General features: G+C 37.7%; 15 protein-coding genes, 1 riboswitch and 1 other annotated feature. Of the genes, 11 read left to right on the top strand and 4 right to left on the bottom strand.

The window, feature by feature from the left end; genetic code table 11:
* Positions 1 to 201 precede the first annotated feature (201 nt).
* On the bottom strand, positions 202 to 1,788 hold the full coding sequence (gene pckA / locus ACQKOF_RS21770; protein WP_427561665.1) for a phosphoenolpyruvate carboxykinase (ATP): 1,587 nt from the start codon (positions 1,786 to 1,788) through the stop codon (positions 202 to 204).
* Positions 1,789 to 2,337: 549 nt separating this feature from the next.
* Positions 2,338 to 2,456, top strand: a riboswitch (SAM riboswitch).
* Positions 2,457 to 2,744: 288 nt separating this feature from the next.
* Here pckA and metK point away from each other — a divergent pair.
* The gene (gene metK / locus ACQKOF_RS21765; protein ID WP_370045038.1) at positions 2,745 to 3,941 is read left to right on the top strand and encodes a methionine adenosyltransferase; all 1,197 of its coding nucleotides are present in this window, start codon (positions 2,745 to 2,747) and stop codon (positions 3,939 to 3,941) included.
* A 172-nt stretch (positions 3,942 to 4,113) separates the two neighbouring features.
* On the opposite strand, the gene ACQKOF_RS21760 is transcribed toward metK, so the two are convergent.
* Complete coding sequence (locus ACQKOF_RS21760) at positions 4,114 to 4,635, bottom strand: gamma carbonic anhydrase family protein (protein ID WP_427561661.1); 522 nt, start codon at positions 4,633 to 4,635, stop codon at positions 4,114 to 4,116.
* A gap of 136 nt (positions 4,636 to 4,771) precedes the next feature.
* Between ACQKOF_RS21760 and ACQKOF_RS21755 the strand changes: the two genes are divergently transcribed.
* The 3 genes from ACQKOF_RS21755 (at position 4,772) to ACQKOF_RS21745 (ending at position 8,011) form a co-directional block, all read left to right on the top strand.
* Positions 4,772 to 5,578: an alpha/beta hydrolase gene (locus ACQKOF_RS21755; RefSeq protein ID WP_427561659.1), complete on the top strand. Its 807-nt coding sequence runs from the start codon at positions 4,772 to 4,774 to the stop codon at positions 5,576 to 5,578.
* Between the two features lie 127 nt (positions 5,579 to 5,705).
* Positions 5,706 to 7,214, top strand: a complete 1,509-nt coding sequence (locus tag ACQKOF_RS21750) for an alanine/glycine:cation symporter family protein (RefSeq protein ID WP_427561657.1) — start codon at positions 5,706 to 5,708, stop codon at positions 7,212 to 7,214.
* A 158-nt stretch (positions 7,215 to 7,372) separates the two neighbouring features.
* Complete coding sequence (locus tag ACQKOF_RS21745) at positions 7,373 to 8,011, top strand: superoxide dismutase (protein WP_427561654.1); 639 nt, start codon at positions 7,373 to 7,375, stop codon at positions 8,009 to 8,011.
* Between the two features lie 288 nt (positions 8,012 to 8,299).
* On the opposite strand, the gene ACQKOF_RS21740 is transcribed toward ACQKOF_RS21745, so the two are convergent.
* The gene (locus ACQKOF_RS21740) at positions 8,300 to 8,878 is read right to left on the bottom strand and encodes a class I SAM-dependent methyltransferase (RefSeq protein WP_427561651.1); all 579 of its coding nucleotides are present in this window, start codon (positions 8,876 to 8,878) and stop codon (positions 8,300 to 8,302) included.
* Positions 8,875 to 9,831 carry a TIGR01212 family radical SAM protein gene (locus tag ACQKOF_RS21735; protein ID WP_427561648.1) on the bottom strand — a complete coding sequence of 319 codons (957 nt, stop codon included), beginning with the start codon at positions 9,829 to 9,831 and terminating at the stop codon, positions 8,875 to 8,877. The genes ACQKOF_RS21740 and ACQKOF_RS21735 overlap by 4 nt, the downstream gene beginning before the upstream one ends.
* Positions 9,832 to 10,102: 271 nt before the next feature.
* Between ACQKOF_RS21735 and ACQKOF_RS21730 the strand changes: the two genes are divergently transcribed.
* The 7 genes from ACQKOF_RS21730 (at position 10,103) to ACQKOF_RS21700 (ending at position 22,563) form a co-directional block, all read left to right on the top strand.
* Positions 10,103 to 11,281 (top strand): MDR family MFS transporter, encoded by a 1,179-nt coding sequence (locus tag ACQKOF_RS21730; protein ID WP_370045045.1) that lies wholly within the window; start codon positions 10,103 to 10,105, stop codon positions 11,279 to 11,281.
* Positions 11,282 to 11,450: 169 nt separating this feature from the next.
* The gene (locus ACQKOF_RS21725; protein WP_370045046.1) at positions 11,451 to 11,798 is read left to right on the top strand and encodes an ArsR/SmtB family transcription factor; all 348 of its coding nucleotides are present in this window, start codon (positions 11,451 to 11,453) and stop codon (positions 11,796 to 11,798) included.
* A gap of 65 nt (positions 11,799 to 11,863) precedes the next feature.
* On the top strand, positions 11,864 to 13,588 hold the full coding sequence (locus tag ACQKOF_RS21720; protein WP_427561645.1) for a SulP family inorganic anion transporter: 1,725 nt from the start codon (positions 11,864 to 11,866) through the stop codon (positions 13,586 to 13,588).
* 490 nt (positions 13,589 to 14,078) lie between these two features.
* Positions 14,079 to 15,830, top strand: coding sequence for a dihydroxyacetone kinase subunit DhaK (dhaK, locus tag ACQKOF_RS21715; RefSeq protein ID WP_427561642.1), 1,752 nt, complete (start codon positions 14,079 to 14,081; stop codon positions 15,828 to 15,830).
* 205 nt (positions 15,831 to 16,035) lie between these two features.
* Positions 16,036 to 16,248: a binding site (T-box leader), on the top strand.
* Between the two features lie 90 nt (positions 16,249 to 16,338).
* Positions 16,339 to 18,756, top strand: coding sequence for a leucine--tRNA ligase (gene leuS, locus ACQKOF_RS21710; protein WP_427561639.1), 2,418 nt, complete (start codon positions 16,339 to 16,341; stop codon positions 18,754 to 18,756).
* Between the two features lie 1,453 nt (positions 18,757 to 20,209).
* Positions 20,210 to 21,481: an L-lactate MFS transporter gene (locus ACQKOF_RS21705; RefSeq protein WP_427561636.1), complete on the top strand. Its 1,272-nt coding sequence runs from the start codon at positions 20,210 to 20,212 to the stop codon at positions 21,479 to 21,481.
* 389 nt (positions 21,482 to 21,870) lie between these two features.
* Positions 21,871 to 22,563: an AIM24 family protein gene (locus tag ACQKOF_RS21700; protein WP_053485054.1), complete on the top strand. Its 693-nt coding sequence runs from the start codon at positions 21,871 to 21,873 to the stop codon at positions 22,561 to 22,563.
* The last annotated feature ends 112 nt before the right edge of the window (positions 22,564 to 22,675 follow it).

Here is a 22,675-nt window from a genome sequence, read left to right as displayed (position 1 = left end):
TAGTTAAGTAAATCTTTGGTGGGTTTTGTCTGTGCGAAAGCGAAGCGTCAGCGACAAAGCGCCCAGTCGGAACGGAAATCAACCCCTCGTTGTGCAGAAGAGCCTTACTTTATTTAATAGGACACCTTAATGTTATTGAAATTAAAGTTTTTCAATACAAAAAAGGGAACGACTTTTAAATCGTTCCCTTTGCATAGTAAATTATTTTAATGGACCACCAAGTTTAGTGATAGCTTCAGAAACATTTGAGAATTTCTCGAAGTTTTTGTTGAATAAACCAGCAAGTTCAGCAGCTTTAGCATCATAAGCAGCTTTGTCTGCCCATGCATCACGAGGATTAAGCACTTCTGTTGGTACACCTTCAATAGAAGTTGGAATGTTTAAACCGAATACTGAATCTTGAATTGTTTCAACATTAGCTAATTTGCCATCAATTGCAGCACGTACCATTGCACGAGTGTAAGAAAGCTTCATACGGCTACCAGTACCATATTCGCCACCAGTCCAACCAGTGTTCACTAAGAATACTTGTGCACCGTGCTCGTCAATTTTTTGACCTAACATTTCAGCATAAACTGTTGCTGGAAGTGGAAGGAATGGAGAACCGAAGCAAGTTGAGAATACTGGTTCTGGCTCTGTTACACCACGCTCTGTACCAGCAAGTTTAGATGTGAAACCGCTTAGGAAGTGGTACATTGCTTGCTCTTTTGTTAATTTACTGATTGGAGGTAATACACCAAATGCATCAGCTGTTAAGAAGATGATTGTTTTTGGGTGACCTGCAACAGATGGATCAACAATATTTTCAATGTATTGAATTGGATAAGCTACACGTGTATTTTCTGTTAATGAACCATCATCATAGTTACAAACTCGAGTTTCTGGATCAACAGCTACGTTTTCTAGAACAGAACCGAAGCGGATTGCGTTGTAGATTTCTGGTTCTTTTTCAGCAGAAAGGTTAATTGTTTTTGCATAGCAACCGCCCTCAATGTTGAATACACCATTATCAGACCAACCGTGTTCATCGTCACCGATAAGCTTACGGTCAGGATCAGCTGATAAAGTAGTTTTACCAGTGCCAGATAAACCGAAGAATAATGCAACATCACCAGCTTCACCAACGTTTGCTGAGCAGTGCATTGAAAGGATGCCTTGTTGTGGTAATAAGTAGTTCATAATACCGAAAATAGATTTTTTGATTTCACCAGCGTATTCAGTACCACCGATTAGGATAATTTTCTTTTCAAGTGATACAATGATGAAAGTTTCAGAGGCTGTGCCATCAACAGCAGGGTCTGCTTTAAAGTTAGGAGCTGAGATAACCGTGAAGTCAGCAACATGAGAAGATAATTCTTCTGCAGTTGGACGGATAAATAATTGATGAGCGAAAAGATTGTGCCAAGCATATTCATTGATTACTTGGATGCTTAATTGCGAATCTTTGTCAGCACCAGCAAAGCCTTTGAATACGAATAATTCGTCACGTTCTTTTAAATATTTTACTACTTTTACATATAAGTTATCGAACACTTCAGAAGAAATTGGTCGGTTAACTTTGCCCCAGTCAATTTTATCTTTTGTGCTATCTTCTTCTACCGTATATTTATCTTTAGGTGAACGACCAGTGTATTTGCCAGTTTCTGCACGAACTGCACCATCTACTGTTAACATAGCTTCACCACGAGAAGTAGCCTTTTCAGCTAATTGTGGTACTGAAAGTTGAACATTAATGTTACCGCCGCTTAATAATTCCTTCAGTTCGTTTGCAATTTCTACTGAATTCATCGATTAAATACCATCCTTTTTTATAGTATTCCCTAGAGTTTGAGGGAGATTTTCTTAATTTCAAAAATAGTATAACACAATTGCTTAAATAATCTATACTAATTCAGAAATTATTTTTCAGATTTTATTACTTTTCAAGAAAACGACAAAAAGTAAATTGATTCGTTTTGATAATGCTTTTTACCCTATTTATAATAAGTGATCACACAATCACTTTCGACACAGCAAAATTGCGTTTGGAAGCTCTTGGCTAACATGAGGTTCGCACAGGATGTGAAGTCTTAGCTGGTTTTTTTATCAGTTGGAGCTTGTTGTCAACTGAAAAGAGGCTACAATCATATTCATCCACCACATGTTTTGTAGCTACAAAATGTGCTGTAAAGGGGTCACACATATGTTAACACATGATGTGAGGTGGAGAATAGGGATTATTTTGTTTCAAATTACAGCATAATCCAAATTATAAATCCCATACTTTCTTTAAAAGAATACATTAAAAATATTTGACAACGTTCGACCTTTTACGTATTATGAGATATTGAACGGATACTCTTATCCCGAGCTGGTGGAGGGTCAGGCCCTGTGAAACCCGGCAACCTGCATGAACTATTTCACGACATGCGCTGGTGCCAACCTGATGCAAGGGGAAACCCCTTGAACGATAAGAGTGAAAGGTTATGAAGTCATTATTCCTTTCCTCATGTTAAGTAAACGTGAGAAAAGGATTTTTTTATTGTTAAAAACAAATATAAAGGTAAGTATATAGTCCTTTCCTTATTAAAATGACGGATCTTTCGAAACCCTCGTGTTAAGAGCAACAGCTGTTTTATTGTGCGAAAGTGAAACGACAGCAACAACGGCTTAAGAGTTCACTCCTTAGGGGCGGACTTGACATGGGTAATGAGTACCGTATTAATTCGCAAATACTATTTGTAAAAGTAATAGGAGGAAACCAAATGACAAAACGTCGACTGTTTACATCAGAGAGTGTAACAGAAGGACATCCAGACAAAATTTGTGATCAAATTTCGGATGCCATTTTAGATGCTATTTTAGCAGAAGATCCAAACGCACGTGTAGCGTGTGAAACAACAGTAACAACAGGCTTAGTTTTAGTAGCAGGAGAAATTACTACTTCTACTTATGTAGATATTAAAGGTATCGTTCGTGATACTGTAGCAGAAATCGGTTATACACGTGGAAAATATGGCTTTGATGCTGAAAACCTAGCAGTACTTGTTGCTATTGGTGAGCAATCACCTGATATTGCTCAAGGTGTTGACCAAGCATTAGAGGCGCGTGAAGGCTCTATGACAGATGCTGACATTGAAGCAATTGGTGCAGGTGACCAAGGCTTAATGTTCGGTTATGCATGTAACGAAACGCCAGAGCTTATGCCATTACCAATCAGTTTAGCGCATAAATTGGCTCGTCGTTTAACGGAAGTACGTAAATCTGGTGAACTAGCATATTTACGTCCAGACGGAAAAACGCAAGTAACGATTGAATATGATGAAAACAATGTACCAGTGCGCGTGGATACGATTGTCATTTCAACACAGCATGACGAAGAAGCTACACTTGAGCAAATTCAAGCAGACTTAAAAGAATTCGTTATTGCTCCAGTTGTTCCAAGTGAATTACTAGATGCAAATACTAAATATTTCATCAACCCAACTGGCCGATTCGTAATTGGTGGTCCAAAAGGGGATGCTGGTCTAACTGGACGTAAAATCATCGTTGATACATACGGTGGCTATGCACGTCATGGTGGAGGTGCTTTCTCTGGTAAGGACGCAACTAAGGTAGACCGTTCAGCGGCATATGCAGCACGCTATGTGGCAAAAAATATCGTAGCAGCAGGTTTAGCAGAACGTGCTGAAGTACAACTAGCTTATGCGATTGGTGTTGCTCAACCTGTATCTATTGCTGTTGATACATTTGGGACAGGAAAAGTTACGGAAAGTGAAATTGTAAAATGGGTACGCGAGCTATTTGATCTCCGCCCAGCAGGGATTATTAAAATGCTTAACCTTCGTCGCCCTATTTATAAGCAAACTGCAGCATATGGTCACTTCGGTCGTACAGACTTAAATGTACCTTGGGAACAAACAGACAAAGCTGACGCATTAAAAGAAAAAGCAGGCTTATAAGCTATTCAGCTAAAGTAATGAAGTAGCTGGAAAAACATTTTAAAATACTATTACAGAAAGGGGCTCAACATTCTAATAGCCCCTTTCGCTGTTTTTATCGAAAAAGAGAAGCTCCCTAATCATAATTATGTATGGCTCGGTTGTTCAAGCAAACGTGGAGCTGTTGAAATAGCTATTTATTTTCTGTTTGAAGAGATTTATAGTATTGTCCTTTTTCTACATATTCACGTATGATGCGTTCCATATCTTCTTTATCTTCATCGTTTAATTCTCTTACAACCTTTGCAGGACGCCCTAATGCTAAGCTATTTGGAGGAATGACTTTGCCAGGAGGTACAAGACTACCCGCCCCAATGAATGCACCCTCTCCAATCTCCGCTCCGTCTAATACTATAGAGCCCATACCTATTAAGGCTTTTTTACGAATCGTACAGCTATGTAAAGTTACTTGATGTCCGACTGTTACTTCATCTTCAATAATGAGCGGATATTTAGGGCTTTGATGTAAGCAACAGAGGTCTTGAATACTAACTCGTTTTCCGATAATTGTTGGTGATACATCCCCTCGAATAACTGTGTTAAACCAAATTGTTGTTTCAGCACCTATTGTAACGTCACCAGTAACGGTTGCATAATCGGCAATAAAAACAGATGGATCGATATTTGGTTTTTTACCTTTAAATGGATAGATCATTAGGATCGCCTCTTTTCTTTCTATGATGTAATATTATCGTATCAAATACGCAACTTGATGGAAATATAAAATTAAAATGAGCTAGATATTCCGATATAATCATTGTGTAATTATTTTTTTAGGAGGACTATGTGAAATGTGGAAATGGGAAGCTGATGGACAAGCAAAGGCTGTGGTTGCTATTTTTCATGGTGCATATGAAAATCACCGATGGTATGCATGGCTTATAGAAAAACTTAGATTGGAAGGCTTCCACATAGTCATGGGGGATTTACCTAACCATGGAGTAAATGTAGGATTTTCTCGTGTTCACGATGAAGATTTTAAAGAATACAACAAATATACAAGGCATTTAATGGAGAATGCTTTTTCGTATAATTTACCTGTCTTTTTTATAGGACATGGGCTTGGTGCGACACTATTACTACATACCATGCAAAAACGAAAATATGAATGCGCAGGGATTATCTTAACTTCACCTTGGCTTCATTTAAAGCTATTGCCAGGTAAACTATCAAATGCTTTAACTAGTTTAAGTGCCCTGACTGCAAATGTGAAGCTGACCCATGAAATTACATTAGAATCATTAACGCGCAGTTTAGAAGGTAGAGATGAGATGAAGGATGAGGTTCCTTTTTCGTCAGTCGTTTCAGTGAAATGGTATCGAGAACTACAGCAAATGATGCGCAATTTAGTGTTATTGCCTAAGGCTGAATTCCCTAATATGCCTATGTTAGTTATGACAGCTGAAAAAGATAATATTACTGAAACTAAACAAACACGTAACTGGCTACATCAGATGGAATTTACAGAGTTTCAATTCAAAGAATGGGCAAACTGTTATCATAATCTATTTCATGAAGTAGAGCGTGACGAGATTTTTGTTTATATACGTGATTTTATTAATAATGCTCTTCGAAGAATTGGCTATATAATTGAATAGTGAATTACCTCTCCAATTAACTAGAAAAATTACTAACTTTTTGTTACTCGAATATAATATTGTAATTTTCTGAAAAATGTAATACTATAATGACTCAAAGTATTATTTTTCTAATTGGAGGGGTAAAATGGAAGCAATCGTTGGGAAAATTAATGAGATTTTATGGGGACCGTGGTTTATTTATGGCATTTTGTTAATAGGGCTCTTTTTTTCGATCATTACACGGTTCCTACAAGTAAGACACATTAAAGATATGTTTGTTTTAATGTTTAAAGGCGAAAAATCAGAAAAGGGGATTTCATCTTTCCAAGCGATGTCTATCGCATTATCTGGTCGAGTAGGTACAGGTAATATTGCCGGTACAGCTACAGCAATTGGAATGGGGGGACCTGGTGCTGTTTTTTGGATGTGGGCAATCGCATTTATCGGTGCGGCAACTGCTTACGTTGAGTCGACATTGGCTCAAATTTATAAAGAAGAGAAAGATACAGAATATCGTGGTGGGCCAGCTTTTTACATAGAAAAAGGAATGGGGCAAAAGTGGTTTGCAGTTATTTTTGCTGTTGCCGCATTAGCTGCCATGTTAGTTTTGATGCCGGGTGTTCAATCGAATGCAATTGCGACAGCGGTTGAAAACGCTTTCGATGTTAAGACGTGGATTACAGGACTTATTATTGTTGTATTATTAGGTACTATTATTATCGGTGGGATTAAATGGATTGCCAATGCTGCACAGATCATTGTACCGTTTATGGCATTAGCATATATTTTGATGGCCATCATCATTATTGCGATGAATATTAAAGAAGTACCAGCTGTGTTTTCATTAATTTTTTCTAGTGCATTTGGTGCACATGAAATCTTTGGTGGTATTATTGGCTCCGCTATTGCATGGGGGGTTAAACGCGGTATTTATTCAAATGAGGCAGGTCAAGGGACAGGTGCGCATCCAGCAGCAGCAGCAGAAGTATCACACCCTGCTAAACAAGGTATCGTACAAGCAGCATCTGTGTACATTGATACATTATTAATTTGTTCAGCTACAGCGTTTATGATTTTGTTTACTGGTATGTATAATGTGCACGATGAAAAAGCAGCAGGTGGCGCTGATTCATATGTTCATGTTGGTGATTTCAATAAAGGCGGATTAACTGGAGAAGAACAAATAACATTTGCGAAAAGTATTAAAGAAGGTGCAGCCTTTACACAATATGCAGTCGATTCTTCACTACCAGGTTTTGGGGGACCATTCGTAGCAATTGCCTTATTCTTCTTTGCTTTTACGACAATTATGGCATACTACTACATTGCCGAAACAAACGTGGCTTATTTATTCTCAGGAACTACAGAAAAAGTCGTCATTTGGCTGGCGAAATTTGCAATTTTAATTGCTTCGTTTTACGGTACTATCCGCACATCCGACCTTGCTTGGGCTATGGGGGATGTTGGATTGGGCTTAATGGTTTGGATTAACGTTATAGCGATTTTAATTATTATGAAGCCTGCTATAGTCGCATTAAAGGATTATGAGAAACAGAAAAAAGAAGGAAAAGATCCTGTTTTTGATCCTCGTAAACTAGGAATTAAAGGTGCAGATTTCTGGGTAGATTATAATGAAAAACGTAAAAATAAATAGACAATAACTAGAAAGCTATTTAATAGATTTTTATTCTATTAGATAGCTTTTTTGTTTTATAAAAAATTTCTATTGACGGCAATAGAAAAAGAAGGTATATTTTGTCTTAAGGAAATTATCTTTCCTTTAAGAAACTTTTTTTGGGAGGGGGTGAAAAAATGACCGTGTTCCATTTACCGAAACTATCATATGATTATGATCAGTTGGAGCCCTATATTGATGCTAGAACGTTAGAAATTCATCATTCAAAGCATCATGCTACGTATGTTAATAATTTAAATGCGGCCTTAGAAGGTCATAAGGATTTACAAAATCAGTCGTTGGAAGATTTATTAAGCAATCTTGATGTGCTTCCAGCTGACATTCAAACAGCTGTACAAAATAATGGTGGAGGACACTATTGCCACAGTTTATTTTGGGATTTGATGAATCCCAATGGTGGTGGTGGGGCAAATGCTGATATTGGAAAGGCGATTGATTATTATTTTAAAACGTTTGATAATTTTCAGGATCAGCTTTCTAAAGCAGCCATTACTCGCTTTGGAAGTGGATATGGATGGCTAGTGCTGGATGGCGAACAATTAACCATTATGAGTACAGCTAACCAAGACACACCTTTAAAAGAAGGGAAAATTCCTCTACTCGTTATTGATGTATGGGAGCATGCATATTATTTGAAATATCAAAATCGTCGCCCTGAATTTGTTACGAATTGGTGGAATACTATCGATTGGGATAAGGTCAATCAACGATATGTGGATGCAATGAAACAACAAACACTTTTAAAATCTAACTAGCTAAGTTAATTAAGGTAATTTGACATGAAAGTAAAGAATAAGTACTCCTCCCTATCCCCCGCGCCATCGGGGGATATTTTCTTTTCTAAAATCAATTATGCCTCGGCAATCTCACCACCTATAGAGGTAGGAGACTTCTGTACCTGTCGCTTTGCTTTTTCTACCAAAACAGTAACTGCCGTTTCACTTTCGTTACAGAAAATAGTTGCTGAAAGAAGTTAAAAGGCATGATTCCGATGCGCTTTCGGAATCATGCCTTCAATAAATTTTAATATTGAAACGTTCTAACTAACTTAACGAATAATCTTTCATTTTTTCCAAAGCAATCACAAATGGTGGATCATTTTGTTGATTTAGAAACTCGTATTTTAATACATGTACATATTTTTGGGGAAGTTGACTGACATATTCTATCACAGCATCTCGTTCTTCCTTACCTCCCTGATGACCGTGATAAATGACAAGGACAATAAGACCACCGATTTTGAGCAGCTTTAGCAAATCTTCAATCGCTTGTAACGTAGTATTTGGCTGTGTAATGATGTCGTGATTACTACCAGGCAAATAACCAAGATTAAAAATTGCAGCAGTTACTGGCTTATGGACATAGTTGGCTACTTCTTCATGCCCTCTATGTAAAACAAGTGCACGATGCTCTAAGCCATTATCTAAAAGGCGATGGAGAGTTGCATCAACAGCGCTCTTTTGAACATCAAAGGCGTATACTTGACCTTCATCACCGACAAGTTGTGCTAAAAATAATGTGTCGTGGCCGTTTCCTGCTGTGGCATCCACTACAGTGTCGCCCACTTCAACTGTATCCTCTATTAGCTGTTGTGCATACTGTAAAACGCGTTGTAGCTTCATTTCGTAACCTCAGCATTATAAAATTTCCCTTGCCAGCTTCCACGGCGTTCAAGCTCAGCATCAATTCCATTTAATACTTCCCATTTATTAACGCTCCACATTGGGCCAATCATTAAATCAATTGGTCCATCGCCTGTGATACGGTGAATAACCATATCTGGTGGTAGAATTTCAAGTTGATCTGCTACAAGTTTTGTATAAACGTCCTGATCTAAAAATTCTAACATGCCCTTTTCATATTGCTTAACCATTGGTGTACCCTTTAAAAGGTGCAGTAAATGAATTTTAATACCTTGTACATCAAGCTTTGCAACTTCACGAGCAGTTTCCATCATCATGTCAGAGTCTTCAAGAGGAAGGCCGTTAATAATGTGCGAGCAAACACGAATACCATGCTTTCGTAGCTTTTCAACACCTTCCACATAGGTTGCATAATCATGGGCACGGTTGATAAGATTTGCTGTTTTTTCATGCACAGTTTGAAGTCCGAGCTCAATCCATAAATAGGTGCGCTCGTTTAATTCAGCTAAATATTCAACTACATCATCTGGCAGACAATCTGGGCGCGTCGCGATGGATAATCCAACAACACCTTCTTGGGCTAAGGCTGCTTCAAATTTTTCTTTTAATACTGGTAGTGGTGCATGTGTATTTGTATACGCCTGGAAGTAGGCCATGTATTTGCCGTCCTTCCATTTTTGATGCATTTTGTCACGAATTTCAGCAAATTGTACCTCGATAGGATCAACTTTATTGCCTGCAAAATCACCAGAACCTGCTGCACTACAAAACGTACAACCTCCGAATGCAACTGTACCATCACGATTTGGGCAGTCAAAGCCTGCGTCTAATGCTACTTTAAAAACTTTATGACCAAATTGCTCACGTAAATAACGATTCCATGTATAATATCTTTTCCCATCTGAAGGAAAAGGAAAGTTTGTTTCTGTCATTTATTTCACTCCTCTAACACTATATTTTATCACGTGCTAGTGCTTCCGTCATGAGGGAAGAATTTAATATTATGTGAATGACCTGATCGAATGAGGAGGGAAGCCAAGCGAAAAGTACATCGACCAGAGTAAATCATGAGGAGGACCGAAAAAAACTACACAAAAAATATTCTTAAGCCTATGTAAAAAGAGTAAAATTATTTTTCTTGTGCTTTTGTATTTTTCAACATAAACTAACTATTTAGAGTAGCGAAATAATGGAGGACATTCTATGCCAAAAAGTGTTTGGTTTTTAATTATCGGAATGCTTGTGAATACGACGGGCAACTCGTTTTTATGGCCTTTAAACGCCATTTATATGCACGATTATTTAGGGAAGTCACTTGCGATGGCGGGCTTTGTGTTGATGTTGAATTCTGCTGCTGGCGTATTAGGGAATCTCTTAGGTGGTTATTTATTTGATAGAATAGGTGGCTATAAATCAACAATGTTGGGCATTCTTTTGACGATTGCCTCATTAATTGCTTTAACGATTTGGCACGGCTGGCCACATTATGTGTGGATTTTAACGATTCTTGGCTTTAGTGGAGGTATTGTTTTCCCAGGAATGTTTGCTTTAGCTGGAACTGCGTGGCCTGAGGGTGGACGAAAGGCCTTTAACGCAATTTATTTAGCTCAAAATTTAGGAGTAGCAATTGGTCCTGCACTTGCCGGCGTTGTTGCTGATTATAAATTTGACTACGTTTTTAAGGTCAACTTAGCTATGTATATTTTGTTCTTTTTTATAGCGTTTTTTACTTTTAAACGATTAGAAGCGGGGAGCATTGCACCGAAGAATGTCGTGGGTGAAAGTAAGCGAATTATAAATAAAGCGCCGTTTTATGCATTATTAATTATAAGTTCTTCCTCAGTACTATGCTGGCTAGCTTATTCACAATGGAGTGCGACTATTTCTTCCTATACGCAAGATCTAGGATTAGGATTGAAACAGTACAGCTTACTTTGGACTATTAATGGTCTACTTATCGTTTTAGGGCAACCGCTAATTGCGCCGCTAGTGAAACGTTGGGAAAATAAATTGAAGCGTCAATTAGTATTTGGCGTTATCCTTATCGCAATATCCTTTGGAATCATTGCATTTGCAAGTGATTTTAAAATGTTTGGAGCAGCGATGGTTGTGCTAACTTTTGGTGAAATGTTTTATACACCTGCTTTACCTACCATCGCCAATCAGCTTGCACCAAAAGGACGTCAGGGCTTTTATCAAGGAATTATTAATAGTGCAGCAACAACTGGTCGTATGATTGGTCCCCTGTTTGGCGGTATTATGGTCGATCAGTTTGGCATGATTGTACTTGTATTAATCCTAGTAATTATAGTATTGTTTGCGATTATTCCATGTCTTATCTATGATTATCCTTTACGAAAGAATAAAACAGTGACAGATTAATAGTTGAATTTAACAAAAATATTTTCAAAACGAGCAAAAACTGTGTGGGAAACACGTTTTTTGCTCGTTTTTTAATGTTTGATATTGAAAGTTAACATATATTAGCGTACAATCTATCATACATATTCAAATATTTGAATATATGAATATGATGCTTGGAGGGATTTATGTGGAAGAGGGCTTGCAGCAATTTAAGGCAGATTTTTTTAAAGCTTTAGCACATCCATTACGAATTAGAATTCTAGAATTACTAGTAGATGGTAAAAAAAATGTCAATGAAATTCAAAGCTGCTTAGAAAAAGAGGGCTCAGCTGTTTCTCAGCAATTAAGTGTATTACGAGGCAAAAATATTGTGCATGGGACGAAAGAGGGGAAAAAAGTTTACTATTCTTTAAGTGATCCGATGATTGGAGAATTACTTGGTGTTGCAAAGGATATTTTCAACAATCATTTGATAAATACAATTTCAAGATTAGAAGAAATGACTATTAACGAAAATAATGAAGAGGATATGTAAATTTTGTAGACTGAGTTCTTATGAAACATTTACCTTGCTTATTATTTTGAAGGGAAGATTTATAGATGAAGTCACTGTTTACAGGACGATATGAAGGATATTCTGTTCATCATTTGAAGAAAGATTTAATTTCAGGGATTATTGTCGGGATTGTGGCAATACCGCTGGCAATGTCCTTTGCTATTGCGTCAGGTGTTAAGCCTGAGTATGGAATATATACAGCTTTTATTGCTGGAATACTTATTTCTCTTTTTGGTGGTTCGAAGTTTCAAATCGGAGGCCCTACAGGTGCGTTTGTGCCAATTCTGTTAGGGGTAGTCATTTCATATGGCTATGAAAACTTACTTATCGCTGGATTAATGGCAGGGGTTATTTTGTGTCTAATGGGCTTGTTTAAGCTTGGCTCATTAATAAAATTTCTCCCTCGACCCGTGACAATAGGTTTTACAGCAGGAATTGCAGTTATTATCTTTACAGGCCAAATTGCCAATTTTTTAGGTTTGACTAATATAAAAAGACATGAGTATTTTATTGACAATGTAAAAGAAATTGTTCTGCATATTGGTACGACAAACTTTTATAGTATTTTAACGGCAATCATTAGTCTTATCATTATTTTAATAACACCGAAAGTTTTACCCAAAGTTCCAGGGGCGTTAGCAGGCATTGTTGTTTCTACATTAGTTGCAACGTTCTTTTTTTCTGAACAAGTGGCCACAATAGCAACAGCCTATGGTCAAATTCCAAATACATTACCTAATTTTGCCGTTCCGGACATCACATTAGAACGAATTCAGCTACTTATTGGACCAGCGTTTGTGATTGCCATGCTTGGTGGAATTGAATCACTTCTATCTGCAGTGGTAGCAGATGGAATGACAAATACAAAACATAATAGTAATCGAGAACTTGTTGGTCAAGGAATTGCTAATATCGTCACTCCTTTCTTTGGAGGGATCCCTGCAACAGGGGCTATTGCTCGTACTGCGACAAATATTAAAACAGGTGCAGTATCACCAATATCAGGTATTATTCACGGTGTATTTGTATTAGTCACTTTATTATTATTAGCGCCCTTTGCTTCACATATTCCATTAGCAAGTATGGCTCCAGTTTTAATGGTTGTAGCTTGGAATATGAGTGAGCAAAAGCATTTTGCGCACATCGTTAAATTAAAATCAGGAGATTCCCTCGTTTTAATCATTACGTTTCTTCTTACGGTTTTTACAAGTTTAACATTAGCTGTAGAGGTAGGGCTTGTATTAGCAGTTGTATTATTTGCGAAGCGTATGAGCGAAAAGCTTGTAGTAACAAAAGTATTACCAGACCATTCGTTAAAGAGCGGAAAGATGCAATCACATGTTGTTCATCAGAAGCGTGACTGTCCACAAATTAGTATTTATACAATTGAGGGCCCACTTTTCTTTGGTGCAGCCCAAACTTTTGAGCAGGCAATTGTAAGTTCTATTCATCAACAACAAAAAGTTTTGATATTACGCATGAGTAAAGTTCCTTTTATGGATTCAACTGGTGAGGCATATTTCGGTAATATCATTCGGAATTTTGAAGCACAGGGTGGTACCATTTTAGTTACAGGTGTGCAAGATGAATTAAAATTAGCACTACAAAACAACGGCTTATATGCTGAAATTGGTGAAGAGAATTTCTATCATCATACAGGAGAGGCAATTAATAAAGCTTTAAGCTATTTAGATACAAATAAATGCATTGGATGTCAGCATTTTGCTTTTCGTGAATGTCAGGAATTATCCCGCGTTAACGGGCAGTAAGTTATCTGGGAGATAAACTGCCCGTAAACGCCCGATTGGTGAAGACTAATAAGCAGTGGGGATGGAGAAAATCCCCACTGCTTAAAGTTTCACTTTATCCCACGTTAACGGGCAGTAATTTATCTATACCGAAAGCGAAGCGTCAGGTACAAATCTCCCGCCTCAAAATTTTAGCGAAAGCAGAGAAGTTAGGTAGGAGATGCACTGTCTGGGAGATCATTATAACCATCCCCACAATTTTATTCGTTATTGTGACATGAGTGCCTTTAGACAAATCGTTCATTCTGTCATAAAACGCTTTCATTTTACTATAGTTAATAAGAATACGCCTTTAACTTCTTTCAGAGGGTGTCTAAACATCTGCTGAAATAGCTAATTCAGAAGTGTATGATCATGGCAGAAACCGTCCTTAAGAATTATTATAATTATGAAAGTATGAATACGAATAGGCTGCGAATAATGTAACAGAACTTACAGGGGAGGAATAAAAATGAAAAAAATTATGAATCAACCTGAAACACTTGTTATGGAAATGTGCAATGGGATGGTTATGGCTCATCCGGAACTTGAGTTGTTAAAAAAATATAAAGTAATTAAGAAAAAAGAAATGAATGAAAATAAGGTAACTTTAATTAGTGGTGGCGGTAGTGGACATGAACCTGCACATGCGGGGTTAGTAGGAAAAGGAATGCTGGATGCTGCGGTGTGCGGTGACGTCTTTGCTTCTCCGTCACAAATACAGGTATATCAAGCAATTAAAGCTACAGCAAGTAAAAAAGGTACACTGCTCATTATTAAAAATTACAGCGGAGATATTATGAACTTTAAAAATGGTGCTCACTTAGCTACTGAGGATGGCATTCAAGTAGAGTACGTCCGCGTAGATGATGATATTGCAGTGGAAGATAGTCTTTATACAGTAGGACGCCGCGGCGTTGCGGGAGTTGTGTTAGTGCATAAAATCGTTGGTGCGGCAGCAGAAGAAGGTATGGATTTGCTGCAGGTCAAAGCTGTAGCGGAAAAAGCAGCGGCAAATGTTCGAACAATTGGTCTAGCACTAACTTCCTGTACGGTTCCGGCTAGTGGATCCCCAACTTTCAGATTGGGTGAAGATGAGATGGAATATGGCGTCGGTATTCATGGAGAACCAGGAAGAAAACGGGAAAAAATGATGACTGCAGATGAATTAGCCTTTCGCATGACAAATGACCTTATGAAAGATTTAGGACTAGATGAAAATGCTGAGATTGCTGTTCTAGTAAATGGTTTCGGCGGTACACCGCTTCAAGAACTTTATCTGTTTAACAATGCAGTGACTAGAGAGTTGAGTAAAAGAAATATACGAATTAATAGAACGTTTGTCGGCAATTACATGACAAGTATTGATATGGCTGGGATTTCTCTAACAGTAATGAAACTAGATGATGAGCTGAAAACATTACTATCGAAAGAATGTAATACACCTGCATTTAAAGTAGATGGACCAGTCGAGAGTGTTGAATACGTAGATATTAATGACCACGTAGAAGAGAAGCAAGTTTTCTTTGAGACGGAAACAGCGGAAGAACACGCTATCATCAAGAGTGAGGTAATCACATTAAATAATATGATATATCTTGTAGATAAAATGAGCGAAATTATTATTAAGAACGAAGTGCCTTTCTGCGAATTGGATACCCATGCAGGTGATGGCGATTTCGGAATGAGCGTTGCTAAAGGATTTAAACAATTAAAACGAGAATGGAGCTCGATTCTAGGTCAGGAACATTTAAATATTGGAACTTTCCTTGATGCGTGTTCTATGATAATTATGGAACATTGCGGAGGAGCTTCTGGTCCAATTTGGGGCGGGGCTTTCCGAGCTGCAGGTAGAGCTGTAGAAGGAAAAATGAAATTAACAGTCGGAGAGTTTGCTGAAATGTTACAAGCTGCGCTTAAAGGTATACAGTCTATCGGTGAACGCTCTTTCGGAAGAGGGGCAGAGGTAGGCGATAAAACACTTGTAGATGCGCTTGTACCTTGTGTGAATGTTTGGACAGAAAGCGCTGCAGCTGGTGCGGATTTTAAAACAGCTTTTGAAAAAGGAGCAAATGCTGCTGTTAAAGGAGCAGAATATACAAAAGAAATCGTTGCTCGAATGGGCCGTGCTGGTACAGTTGGTGAAAGGAGTTTAGGTTATCCGGATGCGGGTGCTTATGCGCTAGGGGTTATTTTTACGGAGCTTTCTTGTAGTTTAAAATAATGGAAGTTCAATTGTGTAGACGAATAAAAGGACAATAGGAAAAGGAATTAATCCCTGTAGGCATTTTCGTACTGGGGTGTTCTCTGAACCTATATTATTCCGGGTATTGCTACCTTTAAAGGGATTGAATTGTTCAAAAAATGGGTAGTATGTAAACAAAGTCTTGTGCTTTTCAGTACTTTCCATTAGAATAAATGCAATACATGTAAAGACAATGATGAGGAATAGTAAATTTGTGGTTCTTTTTAGAGAGCTAGCGGTTGGTGGGAGCTAGTAGGAAAGCAAATTGAACTCGCCTTCTGAGTCTGCCCGCGTGAAAATAACGCGTGCCGTTCCTTCCGCGTTAAGGAAGCTAGAGCCGAGTGTGATCACTAATTTGGGTGGTACCGCGGGAGATACGAATTCTCTCGTCCCTTTCTGACAAAGAAAGGGACGAGTTTTTTTATTTTTTAAATATTTTGTCAATTCTTAAGGTGAAAAGCATGACACATTTAAAGGAGGAAAAATAATGAGTTTTAATCATCAACAAATCGAAAAAAAGTGGCAGCAATATTGGGCTGATAATAAAACTTTCAAAACTGAAAATGAAACAGAAAAACCAAAATTTTATGCGTTAGATATGTTCCCATACCCATCTGGTGCAGGCCTTCATGTAGGACATCCGGAGGGCTACACAGCAACAGACATCCTTTCACGCTTCAAGCGCATGCAAGGCTATAACGTCCTACATCCTATGGGTTGGGATGCATTCGGTCTACCAGCTGAACAATATGCACTTGATACAGGAAATGACCCAGCAGAATTTACAGCGAAAAATATTGCGACATTCAAGCGTCAAATCCAAGAGCTAGGCTTTAGCTATGATTGGGATCGTGAAATTAACACAACAGATCCAGAATATTATAAATGGACACAATGGATCTTTATCCAACTTTATAAAAAAGGCTTAGCCTATGTAGATGAAGTAGCTGTAAACTGGTGTCCAGCACTTGGAACAGTACTTGCAAACGAAGAAGTTATTGATGGAAAATCAGAGCGTGGTAGTCATCCTGTAGAACGTCGTCCGATGAAGCAATGGATGCTTAAAATTACTGCCTATGCTGATCGTTTAATCGATGACTTAGAGGAAGTTGATTGGCCAGAGTCTATTAAGGATATGCAACGTAACTGGATTGGTCGTTCGGAAGGTGCAGAAGTAACATTTAGTATAGAAGGCACAGATGAAAACTTCACAGTGTTTACAACTCGTCCTGATACATTATTTGGTGCTACATACTGTGTTGTTGCACCTGAACATCAATTAGTGGAGCAAATTACAACTGCCGAACAACGTCAAGCTGTTGAAGCTTATTTAGATAAAGTAAAAATGAAATCTGATTTAGAGCGTACAGATTTAGCGAAAGAAAAAACAGGCGTATTCACAGGTGCCTATGCAGTGAATCCGATTAACGGTAAAAAAATGCCGATTTGGATTGCAGACTACGTATTAGTATCATATGGTACAGGTGCAATTATGGCGGTTCCAGCACATGATGAGCGCGACTATGAATTCGCAACAGAATTTGGCTTAGAAATTATCCCTGTTCTTGAAGGTGGAGACATTAGTAAAGAAGCATTCACAGGAGATGGTAAGCACATTAACTCTGACTTCCTTGATGGCTTAAACAAAGAGGACGGTATTGCTAAGGCAATTGAATGGCTTGAGGAAAAAGGCGTAGGAGAGAAGAAAATCTCTTACCGTCTTCGCGATTGGTTATTCTCTCGTCAACGTTACTGGGGTGAGCCAATCCCTATGATTCATTGGGAAGATGGTACAACGACGCCAGTACCGGAATCAGAATTACCATTAATGCTTCCAAAAACAGATAATATTCGTCCTTCAGGCACTGGTGAATCGCCATTAGCGAATATCTCTGAGTGGGTAAATGTTGTTGATCCTGAAACAGGCAAAAAAGGTCGACGCGAAACGAACACAATGCCACAGTGGGCAGGTTCTAGCTGGTACTTCATACGATATATTGACCCAACAAATAAAGAAGCAATTGCAGATCCTGAGTTACTGAAACGTTGGTTACCAGTTGATATTTATATCGGAGGGGCAGAGCATGCAGTACTACACTTACTATACGCTCGCTTCTGGCACAAAGTATTATACGATTTAGGTGTTGTACACACGAAAGAGCCATTCCACAAATTATTTAACCAAGGGATGATTCTTGGTGAAGGTAATGAAAAAATGTCTAAATCAAAAGGCAATGTCGTTAACCCTGATGAAATCATTTCTTCACACGGTGCGGATACTTTACGTCTATATGAAATGTTTATGGGTCCACTTGAAGCATCTGTTGCATGGTCAACAAATGGCTTGGACGGGGCACGTCGCTTCTTAGATCGTATTTGGCGTCTATTTGTCAATGAAGAAGATGGTGCAATCGCAGCGAAAATTCAACCTTCTGATGACAAAACTCTTGAAAAATCATATCATCAAACTGTGAAAAAAGTGACAGAGGATTACGAAGGTATTCGCTTCAATACAGCTATTTCACAAATGATGGTATTCATCAATGATTGCTACAAAGTGGATGTTATTCCAACAGCTTACGCTGAAGGTTTTGTGAAGATGCTAGCTCCAATGGTTCCACACGTTGCTGAAGAGTTATGGCAGATATTAGGCCATGGCGAAACACTTTCATATGTGCAATGGCCAACATATGATGAGTCTAAACTTGTTGATGATGAAGTGGAAATCGCGGTTCAAGTTGCCGGTAAAGTACGTGCAAAAATCATCGTAGCGAAAGATGCTTCAAAAGAAGAAATCGAAAAAGTAGCACTTGCCGATGACAAAGTACAAGAGTATATGGCAGGCAAAAACTTAGTAAAAGTCATTGTCATTCCAGGTAAGCTTGTGAATATCGTCGTTAAATAAATGAAGGAAACAAACAATTACATGCTTCTATAAAAAGTTAAGATTACTTGTTACAGAACTGGGGTCTTAACGGAAGCACTCTAGGTGGTTGGATCTTTTCACAATATGATTAAAGACAGAATCAAATTTTGGTTCTGTCTTTTTTTCATTTTATCGATCTTTATTAGTCGCGAAGTTGAGACTAGGCGACTCATTGGGGATCAGCAATAAAGGAACGAAGGCTAAAACCATCACATCCTGTGATAACTCCTTCGTGACCAACATCGTGTTGGCTCGAGACTCTGGAGCGCAAGCGAGTAGGGGACGAAGGCTAAAAGCATCACGTCCTGTGATAACGCTTTCGTGACTAACATCGTGTCGCTGTCGCTACGTTAGCACTACGCTTTCGCACAAAAAACATCTGTTAGCCCGAGCCCCCCAGGAAAGCGCACAATCGGAACGGAAATTTGGTGCTGAGACACAGTCTTTTTATATTTACCCTGTTTATTGTGAAAAACCTGCATAAAAACTTTTTTTCTACTGAAACCAACTGAGATTTCGATATGACTATAGTGTGATTGGGAATAGGAGGTGTTTGTGTGAGTGAGCATTTAGCAAAAATTATGGATGAGCATGGTGATTACAATAGGAATTAAGATATTAAAACAACAAATAATAAAATTAAAATCAATAAAGACTGTGTTGATATTTACATAAATAAATCTAGATTGGAATTTTATTCTATTAACAATATTGGCTAAAAAGTTACTGTTTTTACTTGTGTGCTATAGCAAATGTTTTTGTTATAACCGATTGGTTTAGTTATTTTAAGTTTAATAAGCAAGACTAGCCATAAGTCTAATAAGAATGTGCAGGATTCTTTTTAAATGAAAAAATATATATTTGAATAATAAAAATGGATGGGTAATGATTATTCATATTGAAATATACATAATGTGTATTGGATTTATTTAATTGATTAGCCATTAAAAGTTAAATGTGTTGTTTAATATTATTTTTTCAGCTCCTTTTTGTGTGAAAAAAATTCTTTCATTTAAGTTTAAAAATTCTCTTTTATTCTAAATATTTCTACATAACGAATATATGTTTATGATCTTTTAAAGAAATGCGAATAAATTATGAGAGTTAGGAAAAGTGGAATATACATTGAATGTATGTGAAGATATGCACGAAATTAATTATATCAAGATAATTTATGTAGAGTTGAATAATAGAGTAGAAAAATAATTTTAGCTAAAAAATGTTGTGGTTTTTGTTTAATAAACATCTATTTACTTAGAGGCTGTAGGGTTTTCGTTATAAGAATACTAGGGTGAAAAATAAAATACTTTTTGGAGAAATAGTATTTTTTAAAAAAACATCTTGCATTTGAATAATTCTAAGTGGTAAATTGTTTTACATGGACGTTCATAAAACTTTCACAGGTAGCAAAAGAGGGGAGAAAAGAGAAATTATGAATAAAAATAGATGGTTAATTGCATTATCCGCAATCGCTATTCACCTTTCGATCGGTGGAGCATATGCATACAGTGTATACAAGCTACCGATTGTCACAGAAATGGGATGGAGTGAAACAAACGTAACGGTTGCTTTCACAATAATGATGGGGCTTGCTGGTTTTTCAGCAGCATTATTTGGTAACTTAGTAGAAAAAATGGGGCCACGTAAATCTGCAATGATAGCAGCTGTTCTATTTGGGGCAGGACAAGCTGGTGCGGGTGTAGCGATTTCAATGGATTCCGTAACATTGTACTGGTTAACATATGGTTTACTAAGTGGATTGGGTATGGGTATTGGTTATATTGCGCCTGTATCGACATTAGTAAAATGGTTCCCGGATCGCCGCGGTTTAGCAACAGGTATGGCTGTACTTGGATTTGGTTCAGGGGCACTTATTACAGCGCCAGTCGCAGCTAACTTAATGGAGGCTGTGGGTATTTCTACAACGTACTTTATTTTAGGGGCAAGTTATTTCACGTTAATGATTTTAGGGGCTTCATATATAGCACCGCCTGCACCTGATTATATGCCAGCGAATATGAAGGCTGCTGCAAATAATGGTAAAGAAGTAGTGAAAAAAGATTTAGCTGTCATGTCAGCACGTGAAGCTGTGAAAACTAAGCATTTCTGGATGCTTTGGTCGATGCATTTAGTAAACGTAACAGCAGGTATTATGATGATTTCTGTTGCATCTCCAATGGCTCAAGAAATTGTAGGATTATCAGTTGCGGGAGCCGCAGCAATGGTAGGAATAATGGGATTATTTAATGGTGGTGGTCGTTTAATATGGGCTGCTGTGTCTGACTATATTGGTCGTTCGAACGTCTTTGTAATTTTCTTTATCGCACAGCTAGTTACATTTATCGTCTTACCACATACAACAAACGTTATTATTTTCCAAGCACTTATTTTCTTAGTTGTTAGTTGCTATGGTGGAGGTTTCTCGAATCTACCTGCATTTGCAAGTGATTTATTCGGTACGAAACAACTTGGGGTTATTCATGGTTATTTATTAACGACTTGGTCATTAGGTGGTATTTTCGGCCCGCTTTTAGTGAGCACAATTAAAAACTCTTATGGAAGTTATATTCCAGTATTCTATGTGTTTACAGGTTTAATTGCAGTGTCATTAATTATTTCATTAACTTTACGTGCAGATGTACGTAAACGAACAGCATTAAAAGAAGCTTCTCAAAAGGTTGGAGACGTCTCCGCTACACAATAAATATTACTTTCAATTCGCACTTGAAAGGTATTGGCCATATGAGTGTCATTTCGCACATGACGCTTGTATGGTCTTTTTATTGTAGCTATTGTTATATAACACTTGATCAATCTCTGTTTAATGTATAACAGTAGATGTCTGATGTCAATATCATTATGGTAAATAAAGTGATTTCGCTACCAAAAGAGAAATTTTGTAACGGAAAGCAAATGAGAGGTTCATTTTTAAGAGGGCGGTCTAAAACTGGTTTTTTATCACGCTCCCTTAAAGCTAGTCTTTTTAATAGAGCCATCTAATAATTCAATTGTTTGTTTTTATCACCTCTTTCATTAGATTGAATCTTTTCATATGTTAAAACGTATATAAAATAAATAAGGAGGCAATGTGATATGGGGAAATTTTCTTTAAATGAATTTATCAATAAAACACAGCAAGACGACAACGAAAATGAATATTTCGAGTTAGAAACTGAGCGTGTATTAGAGGTCAACCTAAATGGCGAGGTTTGGTCGAAAATGGGCGCGATGATTTCTTATATAGGAGATATAAAATTTGAGCGTGAGCGTGTGCTGGAGCATGGCCTCGGTAAAATGTTTAAAAAAGCATTAACAGGCGAAGGTACACAACTTATGAAAGCGAAGGGTAAGGGGCGACTTTATTTAGCCGATCAAGGGAAAAAAATAACGGTCTTCGATTTAAAGGATGAAAGTATTTGTGTAAACGGCAATGATTTACTTGCCTTTGAGCCAAGTATTGATTGGGATATTCATTTAATGCGTAAAATGGCAGGTGTGATGTCAGGTGGGTTGTTTAATGTAACCTTACAAGGAAGAGGGAAGGTAGCTATCACAACTCATTTCGAACCGTTAACATTGTTAGTGAAGCCTGGTGAAACGGTCTATACTGATCCGCATGCCACAGTAGCATGGTCAGGTAATCTGGCACCAGAGTTTAAAACAGATATTAGCTTCCGAACATTTATCGGTCGTGGTAGTGGTGAATCCATTCAAATGGCGTTTTCAGGTGAAGGATTTGTCATCATTCAACCATTTGAGGAAGTATATATGTCTAAAGATAGCTAAAAAAGCGTGTCCATTTCGGGAGGGCACTGAAAAAGTCTATACCTTCTCACATCGCGAGGTATTTAACGAGTAAATCGTTGAATACCTCGCTTTTTTCATTTGGCACTGTGAC

The organism is Lysinibacillus sp. NPDC093190 (genome assembly GCF_050280425.1).
Lineage (GTDB): Bacteria > Bacillota > Bacilli > Bacillales_A > Planococcaceae > Lysinibacillus.
The sequence above is the reverse complement of the archived record's forward strand: the minus strand, read 5'-3'. Positions and strand labels throughout refer to the sequence as shown.

Excerpts from the sequence above, each read along its gene's own strand:
- pckA (WP_427561665.1), bottom strand. The coding sequence starts at position 1,788 with ATGAATTCAGTAGAAATTGCAAACGAACTGAAGGAATTATTAAGCGGC.
- metK (WP_370045038.1), top strand. The coding sequence starts at position 2,745 with ATGACAAAACGTCGACTGTTTACATCAGAGAGTGTAACAGAAGGACAT.
- ACQKOF_RS21760 (WP_427561661.1), bottom strand. The coding sequence starts at position 4,635 with ATGATCTATCCATTTAAAGGTAAAAAACCAAATATCGATCCATCTGTT.
- ACQKOF_RS21755 (WP_427561659.1), top strand. The coding sequence starts at position 4,772 with ATGTGGAAATGGGAAGCTGATGGACAAGCAAAGGCTGTGGTTGCTATT.
- ACQKOF_RS21750 (WP_427561657.1), top strand. The coding sequence starts at position 5,706 with ATGGAAGCAATCGTTGGGAAAATTAATGAGATTTTATGGGGACCGTGG.
- ACQKOF_RS21745 (WP_427561654.1), top strand. The coding sequence starts at position 7,373 with ATGACCGTGTTCCATTTACCGAAACTATCATATGATTATGATCAGTTG.
- ACQKOF_RS21740 (WP_427561651.1), bottom strand. The coding sequence starts at position 8,878 with ATGAAGCTACAACGCGTTTTACAGTATGCACAACAGCTAATAGAGGAT.
- ACQKOF_RS21735 (WP_427561648.1), bottom strand. The coding sequence starts at position 9,831 with ATGACAGAAACAAACTTTCCTTTTCCTTCAGATGGGAAAAGATATTAT.
- ACQKOF_RS21730 (WP_370045045.1), top strand. The coding sequence starts at position 10,103 with ATGCCAAAAAGTGTTTGGTTTTTAATTATCGGAATGCTTGTGAATACG.
- ACQKOF_RS21720 (WP_427561645.1), top strand. The coding sequence starts at position 11,864 with ATGAAGTCACTGTTTACAGGACGATATGAAGGATATTCTGTTCATCAT.
- dhaK (WP_427561642.1), top strand. The coding sequence starts at position 14,079 with ATGAAAAAAATTATGAATCAACCTGAAACACTTGTTATGGAAATGTGC.
- leuS (WP_427561639.1), top strand. The coding sequence starts at position 16,339 with ATGAGTTTTAATCATCAACAAATCGAAAAAAAGTGGCAGCAATATTGG.
- ACQKOF_RS21705 (WP_427561636.1), top strand. The coding sequence starts at position 20,210 with ATGAATAAAAATAGATGGTTAATTGCATTATCCGCAATCGCTATTCAC.
- ACQKOF_RS21700 (WP_053485054.1), top strand. The coding sequence starts at position 21,871 with ATGGGGAAATTTTCTTTAAATGAATTTATCAATAAAACACAGCAAGAC.